The 12,019-nt window shown below is 49.1% G+C and carries 11 protein-coding genes; 10 read left to right on the forward strand and 1 reads right to left on the reverse strand.

Annotated elements, in window-relative coordinates:
* Positions 1 to 25: 25 nt before the first annotated feature.
* Positions 26 to 262 carry a DUF2626 domain-containing protein gene (locus tag PBA01S_RS04080; RefSeq protein ID WP_009225581.1) on the reverse strand — a complete coding sequence of 79 codons (237 nt, stop codon included), beginning with the start codon at positions 260 to 262 and terminating at the stop codon, positions 26 to 28.
* A 346-nt stretch (positions 263 to 608) separates the two neighbouring features.
* Between PBA01S_RS04080 and PBA01S_RS04085 the strand changes: the two genes are divergently transcribed.
* The 10 genes from PBA01S_RS04085 (at position 609) to PBA01S_RS04130 (ending at position 11,827) form a co-directional block, all read left to right on the forward strand.
* On the forward strand, positions 609 to 1,262 hold the full coding sequence (locus PBA01S_RS04085) for an RsfA family transcriptional regulator (RefSeq protein ID WP_009225582.1): 654 nt from the start codon (positions 609 to 611) through the stop codon (positions 1,260 to 1,262).
* Between the two features lie 104 nt (positions 1,263 to 1,366).
* The gene (locus tag PBA01S_RS04090; RefSeq protein ID WP_127575404.1) at positions 1,367 to 2,296 is read left to right on the forward strand and encodes a ketopantoate reductase family protein; all 930 of its coding nucleotides are present in this window, start codon (positions 1,367 to 1,369) and stop codon (positions 2,294 to 2,296) included.
* A gap of 82 nt (positions 2,297 to 2,378) precedes the next feature.
* Positions 2,379 to 2,762, forward strand: a complete 384-nt coding sequence (locus PBA01S_RS04095) for a DUF3397 domain-containing protein (protein ID WP_085169628.1) — start codon at positions 2,379 to 2,381, stop codon at positions 2,760 to 2,762.
* Positions 2,763 to 2,987: 225 nt separating this feature from the next.
* On the forward strand, positions 2,988 to 4,703 hold the full coding sequence (locus PBA01S_RS04100) for a peptide ABC transporter substrate-binding protein (protein ID WP_127575405.1): 1,716 nt from the start codon (positions 2,988 to 2,990) through the stop codon (positions 4,701 to 4,703).
* A 186-nt stretch (positions 4,704 to 4,889) separates the two neighbouring features.
* Positions 4,890 to 5,822, forward strand: a complete 933-nt coding sequence (locus tag PBA01S_RS04105; protein ID WP_085169626.1) for an ABC transporter permease — start codon at positions 4,890 to 4,892, stop codon at positions 5,820 to 5,822.
* Positions 5,822 to 6,793, forward strand: coding sequence for an ABC transporter permease (locus PBA01S_RS04110; protein WP_269635492.1), 972 nt, complete (start codon positions 5,822 to 5,824; stop codon positions 6,791 to 6,793). Before PBA01S_RS04105 ends, PBA01S_RS04110 begins: the two co-directional genes overlap by 1 nt.
* 11 nt (positions 6,794 to 6,804) lie before the next feature.
* On the forward strand, positions 6,805 to 7,800 hold the full coding sequence (locus PBA01S_RS04115) for an ABC transporter ATP-binding protein (RefSeq protein WP_016311494.1): 996 nt from the start codon (positions 6,805 to 6,807) through the stop codon (positions 7,798 to 7,800).
* Positions 7,797 to 8,738 carry an ABC transporter ATP-binding protein gene (locus PBA01S_RS04120; RefSeq protein WP_127575406.1) on the forward strand — a complete coding sequence of 314 codons (942 nt, stop codon included), beginning with the start codon at positions 7,797 to 7,799 and terminating at the stop codon, positions 8,736 to 8,738. The genes PBA01S_RS04115 and PBA01S_RS04120 overlap by 4 nt, the downstream gene beginning before the upstream one ends.
* 170 nt (positions 8,739 to 8,908) lie before the next feature.
* Positions 8,909 to 10,546, forward strand: coding sequence for a bacillithiol biosynthesis cysteine-adding enzyme BshC (gene bshC, locus PBA01S_RS04125; RefSeq protein WP_028537930.1), 1,638 nt, complete (start codon positions 8,909 to 8,911; stop codon positions 10,544 to 10,546).
* Between the two features lie 12 nt (positions 10,547 to 10,558).
* Positions 10,559 to 11,827, forward strand: coding sequence for an adenosylhomocysteinase (locus PBA01S_RS04130; protein WP_028537931.1), 1,269 nt, complete (start codon positions 10,559 to 10,561; stop codon positions 11,825 to 11,827).
* Positions 11,828 to 12,019 lie beyond the last annotated feature (192 nt).

The raw sequence follows: 12,019 nt of genomic DNA on the forward strand, positions 1-12,019 counted from the left end.
TTTGAAATACTTATGAGATTTGGGATTAGAGGGGTAAACCCATTTTGAAGACCGTCCAGTAGCTGAAACCGGTAAATGCGACGATCATATATCCCCAGAACAGCAGGATATAGGTTCTCTCGGTAAGCTTCAGATAGCCGAAAAGGACGAAAAAGGCGGTTTGCAAGAAGAACAGCAAAGCCATTTCCGTCAGATCGCCCGCAAAGGCCATAAGCCCAATAGCCAGTGTGAAGAAGCCAAGGACGCGAAACATGCGTGCCACGAGGTAATCCCCCTTTCTTATGTATCAACGAGCCTTCCATTCCTTTTCCCATTATACCCGTTAGGCTGAAAAGTGTAAACGAAAAGTCACGATTTAGCCAAATATCGAAGGTGTTGTTGTGACAAACCTTACAGTAGTGTTGGCGCCCCCTGCTCTTGTTATTCATTTCATGAAACGTCATGTATGGAGTCCCCGGATTTTGGAAATACATTTTAGTATCAAATAGATTCTATGAACTCTATGAGAGGCATAGAAATGGAGTAAGAAGCATTTTACCCTTACGCCTGCCGGAGACCGCCGGTTGGATGACGGTTAGATTAGGATGTCGTTAGGAGGTTTTTATAGCATGACAGCTGTGAGACAAGATGCATGGAGCCCAGAAGATGATTTGATTCTGGCCGAGGTTACCCTTCGGCATATACGGGAGGGCAGCACCCAATTAAACGCTTTCGAAGAGGTCGGGGAACGGATAGGCAGAACGGCGGCGGCCTGCGGTTTCCGATGGAACAGCTGCGTTCGCAAGAAGTACGAAGCGGCCATCAGCATCGCGAAAGCACAAAGACAGAAACGTAATTATATGAAAAAGCAAAACTCGCTAACGGCCGGTTCCGGCATGGCCTCGCTTACTTCCGTCGATATGGACGACAACGGTTATCGCGGAGATGGGGTGTCGGAGGAGACGATTTCGATTGACGCGGTGATCCGCTTCTTACGCGGATGGAAAAACACGATTCAGGAAACGAATCGGCAAATCAAAACGCTGGAGAAAGAGCTTAAAGAGAAAGAAGAGGAGATTGCGAAGCTTCGCGAGGAAAACGAGAAGTTGTCGGCGCAGGTCAATGAGGTGCAGACGGATTATCGGGTTGTGAACGACGACTATAAAGCGTTAATTCAGATCATGGACCGGGCTAGAAGATTAGCTTTCTTAAATGAAGAAGACGAAGAAAACAAATCCAGATTCAAAATGGATGCGAACGGAAATTTAGAACGGATCGAATAACCGAAAACTATCGCAAAATCTCGCCTAAATGGCGGGATTTTTGTGTCGTTAGGGGGGAGTTTGGTATAAAGGGATTAGGAGATACAGAAAGGGAGTGGAGCTTTATGCAGATCGATATCATCGGCGCCGGTGCACTGGGGCTGCTGTTTGGCGGTAAGCTGGCGGCGTCTGGTGTGCCGGTACGTTTTTGGACAAGAACCGCTGAGCAGGCTGCAAAGCTGAATAAAGAAGGGATTCGTCTTACTGAAGCGGACGGGTCCACAACCGTTGTGCATGGAAAGCGGTTCAAAGCTTTACCCGCTGGAGAAAGTGGCGTGCCGGAGCGGGCGGCTGAATGGCTGGTGTTAACGACGAAGCAACGCCATATCGATGCGAAGCTGCTGTCTTTTCTGAAGCAGATTGTGGGGCCAGAGACGAAGGTTGTGTGCTTTCAAAATGGGATCGGACATCTTGAGCTGATCGGCAAAGCATTGCCGGGGATACCGCTCTATGCGGCGATTACAACGGAAGGTGCCAAACGGCTGGATGAATGCAGCGTGAACCGGGCTGGCCAGGGGACAACGCAGATTGGTGCGAACGGCGATATGGCCGATCTGGAGTCTCATGCAGAAAGTTTCGTGAAATTGCTGGTGAAGGCAGGATTTACCGCCCTTTTGTCGAAAGACATCGGGAGAGAAGTCTATAGAAAGCTGCTAATCAATGCGGTGATTAACCCCTTAACAGCTTTGTGGCGGCTGAATAACGGCCAACTGTTGGAGAACGATGAACGAATGGGCCTGCTCCAGCAACTTTGCGATGAAGGATTACAGGTTTATGAGGCTTACGGGATTCCACACGATGCCGATATGTTCAATCAAATCGTCAAGGTTTGTCGATCAACCTCAACGAATATCTCTTCCATGCTAAAGGACGTGCAGCAGGGAGCGCCAACGGAGATTGATCAGATTAACGGGAAAATCGTTGAGATGGCGCGCAGCAAAGGGGTCGCGGTTCCTGGACACGAGATGGTTTGGCGGTTGGTCCGAGCTTTGTAAGCTGACATGGATATAAAAATATAGTTACTTACTTTTTTGAATTGATTTTTTCTATAACCAAAATTGATGCGGAGGTGAGGCTTTGGAAGCGTTGGTCTCTTCCTTTATCGTGTTGGCTATGATACCGGTCATTCCATTTGGGCTCGTTTACTTCATTCATTATTATGTCAAACGGGACAAGAAAAGAGCGTTAAAGCTGGCCATGGACGTAACGACGCTATTTCTGATCTTGTCGGTCTCTGCTTTGTTTAATAATGTGTTCCATTCGACCTTTGGCTTCTATCTGATCGTAATCATTCTATTGGTGGTTAGCGGATTGATTGGCGGGGCGCAGACTCGCTTGAAGGGAAGGGTCGACGCACGCAAGCTGCTGCGTGTGGTGTGGCGTTTGGCGTTTGCGGCAACCGGATTAGCATACGTTTTATTATTTTTGATCAGCTTTATTACATATATCACCGCCGCTTAGGTCAAACTATGCTTAACTTTCCAATACCGAATAAAGGGATGACATTCTTGGTTAATTGTTAAGAAAATCAAATGTCAATATTGTATATTGGACTATTTTGTTAAAGTCTAGCGCGAAATTTGACAAATTACGCGAAAAATCTTTAATTTTGTGTTGGATTTTTTTGACCGCTGGTTGTATAATCTAAAAACATATACCAAACCATTTTAAGGGGGATATTGCTAGATGAAGAAGAGTAAGAGTCTATTGCTTCTTCTGACGCTCGTTCTTGCAGTCGGCACTTTGCTTGCCGCATGCGGATCGAACAACGGAAACAGTGGCGCTGCTAACAATGGCGCAGCAAATGGAGGCAATACAGCTTCCGACAATGGTAACACCGGCGGAGAGAAACTGGCCGCAGATCAAACGCTTAGAATTAACCTGAGCGCTGAACCGCCAACATTTGATCCGGCTCAAGCTCAAGACAGCCAAGCGAACACGGTTCTGAAATTGATGTATGAAGGTCTTACTCGTATGGATGAATCCGGTCAAGTTATCCCCGCTGCAGCTGAAAGCTGGGACATTGACGGAACGAAGTATACGTTCCATCTGCGCAAGGACGCAACTTGGAGCAATGGCGACCCTGTAACGGCGAACGATTTCGTATTCGCTTGGGAGCGCGTTCTGAGCCCGAACACAGATCCGGCTGCACCTTATGCTTACCAATTGTATTATCTGAAAAATGCTCAAGAATATAACGAAGGAACCATCACGGATTTCAGCCAAGTCGGCGTCAAAGCAGTTGACGACTACACGCTGGAAGTAGAACTGGTAGCTCCAACTCCTTACTTCCTGGGTCTGACTTCCTTCTATACGTTCTATCCGGTTCACCAATCCGTTAAGGACGACCCGAAATGGGCGGTTGACCAAAGCAAAATGATCGTTAACGGCGCATTCACGCTGACCAACTGGGTGAAAGGCCAAACGATCGAAGTTACGAAGAACGAAAACTATTGGGATAAAGCCAACATCAAGCTGAATAAAATCACAATGTCCCTGGTGAACAGCAGTGCAACAGAGCTGGCTTCTTACCAAAACAACGAATTGGATCGCGCTGGTGCGCCTAACGGTGAAATTCCAACCGACCAAATTCCGATCCTGAAAGATCAACTGAAAGACGAACTGGATATCAAAGGGATTGCTAGTACGTACTACTATGAATTTAACGTAACGGCTAAACCGTTTGATAACGTAAATATCCGCAGAGCGTTCTCGATGGCAATCGATCGTCAAAAAATTGTTGACAACGTAACGCTGGGCGGACAAGTTCCGGCATTTGGCTTCGTACCTCCGGGTATCAAAGGTCTGAATGACGAATATCGTAATGAACACAAAGACGACTACTTCACAGAAAACGTGGAAGAAGCGAAGAAGCTTCTGGAACAAGGTATGAAAGAAGAAGGCTATACGAAATTGCCTGAGATCACATTGACTTACAACTCCAGTGAAGCGCACAAGAAGATCGCTTTGGCGGTTGCTGATATGTGGAAGACGAACCTGGGCGTTGACGTGAAAACGGAAAACCAAGAATGGGCCGTATTCATCGAAAACCGTCAAAACCTGAACTATCAAATAGCTCGTGCTGGTTGGAGTGCTGACTACAACGATCCGATGACTTTCTTGGATATGTGGGTAACAGGTGGCGGCAACAACGACACTGGTTTCTCGAACGAAGAATACGACAAGCTGATCAAAGAAGCCAAAACTAGCGACGATATGGCTGTTCGCGACAAGAACTTCGCAAGAGCAGAAGAAATCTTGATCAAGGACAACCAAGTCTTGATGCCGATCTACTACTACACGAACGTTTCGGCTACGAAACCGTGGTTGAAAGGTGTAGTTCTCGACTACAGCGGTGCGATCGATTACAGCCGCGCTTATATTACGGATGATCGTAAATAAGTCATTGTTAATCGCATAGAAATCTCGGGATATATATGTGGGTATTCCATATATATCCCGTTTTTTTTGCGTGTCCTCTTCTTCCAAGCATTACGTCCTTATACAAATATATGGAATAGACAAAGTGGTTCTTTTCACCTAAAATCGATATATGTCGAAATTTAAAAGAAGGAGGTGTGAACGGGCATGGTACGCTATATTGCCAGTAAGTTTTTTTACATGTTAATTTCACTGTTTATTTTGATCTCGGCTACCTTTTTCTTGATGAAGGCGATTCCAGGGAATCCGCTGACTTCAGAGAAGCAGGTACCTCCGGCAATTAAGGAGCGCCTTATAGAACAGTTAGGTCTCGATAAGCCCGTTTACCAGCAATATCTGAAATATTTGGGTGAAATTGCTCAGGGCGATTTGGGAATTTCCATGAAGCAAATCAACCAGGATGTATCGAACATTATCAGTCAAACGTTTTCGGCTTCATTGAAGCTGGGGATCGTGGCGATTATCGTCGCGTTAATCCTTGGGGTACTGCTTGGTATGCTGGCAGCGCTGTATCATCGCAAATTGATTGACAATGTGGCGATGGTGTTAGCGGTGCTGGGCATCGCGGTACCTAGCTTCGTCGTGGCTTCATTGCTGCAGTATGTGTTTGCTTCGAAGCTGCACTGGTTGCCAACGATGGGTTTTAAAGGTCCAATGTACTATGTGTTGCCGGTAGCGGCTCTCACGGCGCAGCCGATCGCGTTTATTGCCCGTTTGACTCGTTCCAGCATGCTGGAGGTATTGCATGCGGACTACATTAAAACAGCAAAAGCAAAAGGCTTGGGCTGGATGGCCATTCTGTTCCGTCACGTTATTCGTAACGGGATTATGCCGGTCATCACCTACATGGGACCAATGACGGCAAACATTGTAACCGGTTCTGTGGTTATTGAGCAGCTCTTCGGGATTGGCGGCATCGGGAAGCAGTTCGTGCAAGCGATCAGCGTTCGCGATTATCCGCTGATTATGGGGATTACGATTTTTTACGGCGTATTGCTGATGTTGGCTCGGTTTATCACAGACATCCTTTACGTGCTGGTGGATCCGAGAATTAAGCTTGCGAAAGGGAAGGAGGGATAATGCGCATGGAAAATACAAATCCGATGAAAGTGATGCCGACACCGGTCGATCTGACAGCGGAGGATTTCCGCAAAATTGGCGCGGACGAGAAAGAAGCCGAAGTCATTCAACGCGAAAGTATTTCTGCTTGGCGTGATGCATGGCAACGATTGCGCAGCAATAAGCTGGCGATGACGGCTTTGATTTTCTTGGCGCTAGTTACGCTCGCTGCGATTATCGCTCCTTGGATTGTCGGTAAAATTTACGGCTACAACTATTATTCGAATGATCTTCTAAATACGAACAAAGCGCCATCGGCCGCACACTGGTTTGGCACGGATGATCTCGGTCGTGATATGTTTATCCGTACCTGGATGGGGGCTCGTATATCCCTGATCGTAGGTTTGGCGGCGGCGTGTATCGACCTCTTGATTGGCGTTATTTACGGCGGAATCATGGGGTACTACGGCGGTCGCGTCGATGAAATAATGAGTAAGTTTTCGGAGATTTTGTACTCCATCCCTTATTTGCTCGTTACGATTCTTTTGCTAGTCGTGATGGAGCCAAGCTTAGGGACGATTATCCTGGCATTAACTATCACCGGCTGGATTAATATGTCGTGGATTGTCCGCGGTGAAATTATGCAGCTGAAGAACCGTGAATACGTATTGGCATCCCGCTCGATGGGCGCAGGCCACGGACGCTTGTTGTTCCGCCACCTGTTGCCAAACGCAGTTGGCCCAATCATCGTTACGGTGACCTTATCTGTGCCTAACGCCATTTTCGCAGAAGCATTCCTTAGCTTCCTTGGCTTGGGCGTTCAAGCCCCGGTTGCTTCGCTGGGTTCGATGATCAACGATGCCTTGACCGGCTGGTTGTATTATCCTTGGCGGATGCTGTTCCCGGCTATTCTGATCAGTATCATCATGCTGGCGTTTAATATTTTTGGTGACGGTCTTCGCGATGCGCTTGACCCTAAACTGAAGAAGTAGGAGGTGGAATGATGGAGCCGATTTTACAAGTTAAAGATTTGCATGTTTCCTTCCAAGTCAAAGGTGGAGAAGTGAAGGCCGTTCGCGGTATGAACTTTGAAGTGGGGAAAGGTGAAACGGTTGCGATCGTCGGCGAATCCGGCAGCGGCAAGAGTGTCACAGCCCAAACGATTATGCGCCTGATTCCGTCTCCTCCTTCCATTATTAAGCAAGGTGAAATTATTTTCCAAGGGCAAGACCTATTGAAGAAAAGCGACAAGCAAATGGAATCGATCCGCGGGAAAGATATTGGCATGATATTTCAGGACCCGATGACCTCCTTGAATCCTACAATCAAAGTAGGCCGACAAATTACTGAAGTATTAATCAAACATCAGAAAATGTCAGCGGGCGAAGCGAAGAAACAGGCTATCGAAATGCTGAAGCTTGTAGGCATCAAAAATGCAGAAGCCCGCTTTAACCAATATCCACACGAATTTTCCGGGGGGATGCGGCAACGCGTCATGATCGCCATTGCGCTTGCCTGCCGGCCTGCGCTGTTGATCGCTGACGAACCTACAACGGCGCTCGACGTGACGATTCAAGCTCAAATCATGGACGTCATGAAAGAAATGCAATCCCGGCTGGGCACCTCCATCATTTTGATTACCCATGACCTTGGCGTTGTAGCCGGCATGTGTGATCGCGTCATCGTTATGTACGCGGGTGAAGTGGTGGAGACCGGAACGAAGTGGGAGATCTTTAAAAACCCGCAACATCCGTACACCAAAGGTTTGTTACGTTCGATGCCGCGTTTGGACCAGAAGAAAGGCGAACCGCTGATTCCAATTATCGGGACGCCGCCGGACTTGATTAAGCCGCCAATTGGTTGTCCATTCGCTGCTCGTTGCGACCAAGCGATGAAGATTTGTGAACGCATCGACCCAGGCGCGACGGTATTTAGCGAAACACATACCGCCCGTTGCTGGGATCTTCATCCGATGGCCAAGGAGGTACAGTCGTCATGAGCAAAGGCAAGACGTTAATTGAAGTTGAAGGTTTGAAAAAGTATTTTAACGTTGGCGGCGGTAACGTCCTGAAAGCTGTCAACGACATCAGCTTCTCGATTGCCGAAGGCGAAACGCTTGGCCTCGTTGGCGAATCGGGTTGCGGTAAATCGACCGCAGGCCGTACGATTCTTCGTTTGTACGAGCCTACTGCCGGCAGTGTCCGCTTCAACAGCGTAGATATCAGCAAATTGCCGCCGAAGAAAATGAAAGCGATGCGCCGGGACATGCAGATGATCTTCCAGGATCCATATGCATCGCTGAATCCGCGGTTTACCGTAACGGATATTATCGGGGAAGCGCTGGATATCCACGGTTTGGCCGGCTCGAGAGCCGAACGTAAGAAACGCGTTGAGGAATTGCTCGATATGGTTGGTCTCAACCCGGACCATGCAACCCGTTATCCGCATGAGTTCTCCGGCGGTCAACGTCAACGGATTGGGATTGCTCGCGCGCTTGCGGTAAATCCGAAGTTCATCATCTGTGACGAACCGATCTCGGCGCTGGACGTCTCCATTCAAGCCCAGGTTGTTAACCTGCTTGAGGATCTGCAGGAACGTCTCGGATTAACGTATCTGTTTATCGCACATGACTTGTCCATGGTGAAGCACATCAGTGACCGTGTAGCCGTGATGTACCTGGGGCGGATCGTAGAATTGGCAGATAGTGAGGAGCTGTATGCCAATCCATTGCACCCTTATACCAAAACCCTTCTGTCCGCGATTCCGATTCCGGATCCTGAAGTTGAAGCGAATAAGAAACGGATTGTTCTGGAGGATACGACCAGCGGTCCAATCGGCAAAGAAGGCGCAGCCAGCGGAGGCTTGTACGACTTGGAGAATTCCGAGTTGGTGGAAGTGTCGAAAGGCCATTTCGTCTCCATGCCGAAAAAAGGTTGATCGAACCTGCGAACTCCCGCAGCCGTGTATGACGGATGCGGGAGTTTTTTTGCGCCTTATTAATTACGGAAAGTTAGAGGTTTAGCAAAAGTAAGGATTTCTTTGACGGAGCAGTGGGACATCCGTTACAATCAAGTAAGGTTTTGATGCAGACAGGAGGACGCAAACTGATGAATGTCGTTCAAGAGCAACTTTCATTTGCGGGGCCGCTGGCTGAAGTCTACGTAAATCAGTTTGCTACGGTTCAGCATTTGTATGAGAGCAACCCGGCGGAAGCGAGCAGCTGGGCTGAACGAGTCGCATGGCTTGATCAATCAGAGCATACGCGCGTAGATCGGAAGACGCTAGCAGCCCGACTTCGTGAATATAACAGACAGTATAACCCGGACCCAGCCGTGGAGCAGGCAATCCATCAGCTTGAGCAGCCGGGAACGGCGGTAATTGTAGGCGGGCAGCAAAGCGGATTGTTTACCGGGCCGCTGCTCGTGATCTATAAAGCGGTGACCATCCTCAAAGCGGCGAAGGATGCTTCTGTCCGGTTAAATCGCCCGGTGGTGCCGGTGTTCTGGATTGCCGGCGAAGACCACGATTGGGATGAGGTTAATCACACCTATGTCATGGCGCCGGATTTGCAGGTGCGTCGGATTCGCATGCACCGAGGCGGCATGGAACGGCTCCCCGTCAGCTTTACGAAAGTGATGTCTGAGGCGTGGGACAAGGCCCTAACAGAGCTGGAGCAGCTGCTGCCCGATAGTGAGCATAAGGCGGCGATCCTGGATTTGGCACGAAGCTCATCCGCGGATGCGGATAACTTGTCCGTCGCTTTTGCCAAGCTCATGGGGACTTTGTTTGGAAAATACGGGCTGGTGCTGCTCGACTCGTCGGATCCTGAGCTTCGCCGCTTGGAGATCCCTGTGTTTGAGCAAATGATTCGTCGCAATGACGAGTTGGAGTCGGCTTACCACGAAACGGTACGAGATTTGGCAAACTTGGGATTTGAACCTTCGGCTGAAGTGGCTGTAGATGGAGCAAATTTGTTCTATATTAATGAACGCGAAAGGCTGCTGCTGTTTAAACGGGAGGGCCGCTTCGAGGATCGTAAGGGCAAGGTCTCCTTTACGGTTGACGAACTGCTTGACGAGTTACGAGAGCATCCCGAGCGGTTCAGCAACAATGTGTTAACTCGCCCATTGATGCAGGATAGTTTACTGCCTGTCCTCGGCTCGGTTCTTGGCCCCGGCGAAATTGCATACTGGGGTCTGACGCGCAAAGCGTTTCATAAACTGGGGCTGAAAATGCCGTTGCTGCTGGCACGGGAAGCCTTCACCGTAGTCGATCGCACCGTCCAAAAGCACATGCAAAAATACCAGCTCAGCTGGGACGATGTGAAGGATGCGGAAGGCTTCCGACGCAGACGTGATGCTTGGCTTGCAGCGCAGGAGCGAATGCCGGTCGACCAACGGTTTGATGAGGTCATCGCTGCGTTTGTGGATCTGTACAATCCGCTCATTGAGGAACTGGCAGGGATTCAAAACGACTTATCCAGACTCGGGGCGGTGAATCGGGACAAAATCATTGGTCAAATTGAGTATTTGCGGGGCAAAGCGAAGGATACACTGGAGAAAATTCATGAGACCGGCTTACGCCATTTCGATCGGATTCAACTTTCGTTGTTCCCTCTAGGCAAACCGCAGGAGAGAGTCTACAATCTCTTTGATGCATTAAATCGGTATGGGGAGGATTGGATCGAAGACCTGATGAATATCCCTTATGAGTTAACTGGCAAACATCGAATTATCTATTTATAGGAGGAGACATTAATGAGTTCGTTGGCCATTCAGAACAGCATCATTACCGACTTGAAGCTTGCGCCGGAGGGGCATTTGAAGATTGATTGGGTGGAAGCCCATATGCCGGTGCTGAACCGAATTCGGAAGCAATTCGAAGCGGAGCAACCTTTCAAGGGCTTGAAAGTAACCATCTCGCTTCATTTGGAGGCCAAAACAGCCTACTTGGCGAAAGTCATCCAAGCCGGTGGGGCAGAAGTGACGATTACCGGCAGCAATCCGCTGTCGACGCAGGACGATGTATGTGCTGCACTCGTTGAAGATGGCATCACCGTTTACGCCAAATATAATCCTGAACCGGAAGAGTATAAAGCCTTGTTGATTAAAGCGCTGGAGACGAAGCCGGATCTGATCATCGATGATGGCGGTGATTTGGTGACGATCTTGCACTCGGAACGTCAGGATTTGCTGGAAAATGTGCGGGGCGGCGCTGAAGAGACGACTACCGGGATTTTGCGTCTGAAAGCGATGGACAAGGAAGGTCAGTTGAAATTCCCGATGGTTGCAGTTAACGATGCTTATTGCAAATACTTGTTCGACAACCGTTACGGCACCGGCCAATCGGTGTGGGATGGCATTAACCGGACGACAAACCTGGTCGTTGCGGGGAAAACCGTGGTTGTTGTCGGCTACGGCTGGTGCGGCAAAGGCGTGGCGATGCGGGCCAAAGGCCTCGGCGCTAACGTTGTGGTTACCGAAGTTGACGCGATCAAAGCGGTGGAAGCGGTGATGGATGGCTTCCAAGTGATGCCGATGCTGGAAGCAGCGAAGATCGGCGATTTCTTCGTTACCGTAACAGGCAACCGCGATGTCATTCGCGGCGAGCACTACGATGTGATGAAGGATGGCGCGATTCTGTCCAATGCCGGCCACTTCGACGTGGAAGTGAACAAGCCAGAGCTTGAGGAGCGTTCGGTTTCTGTTCGCACGGTGCGTAAGAACATTGAAGAATATCAGCTGAAAGACGGACGCAAAATGTACTTGCTCGCCGAAGGCCGTCTGGTGAACTTGGCTGCTGGTGATGGACATCCAGCTGAAATTATGGACATGACGTTTGCGCTGCAGGCGTTGTCTTTGAAATACGTCAATGACCGTTATAAAGAAATCGGGAAGACGGTTGTTAATGTCCCTTACGAATTGGATGAGCAGGTAGCTCGCTTCAAATTGGAAAGCCTCGGCGTGAACATCGATACGCTGTCCGCGGAGCAACGCGCTTACCTGGATAGCTGGCAAGAGCATTAATTTGTTGGGAGTGCGGGAGCAGTTCGATCGCTGGTGGAGAGAAGATCCTTGTTCCAACTGATATTGCTCCATCGCCAAGAGGCGATAGTTAACGGTAAATCGTACCGTTAATTGTTGCTTTTCTCCCGCTAGAGGAGATTTAACGGTAAATCCTACCGCTAATTTCGACGGATAGAGCAAAGTTGGAGGATT

Origin of the sequence: Paenibacillus barengoltzii NBRC 101215, from assembly GCF_004000745.1 — a bacterium.
Taxonomy (GTDB): Bacteria; Bacillota; Bacilli; order Paenibacillales; family Paenibacillaceae; genus Fontibacillus; species Fontibacillus barengoltzii.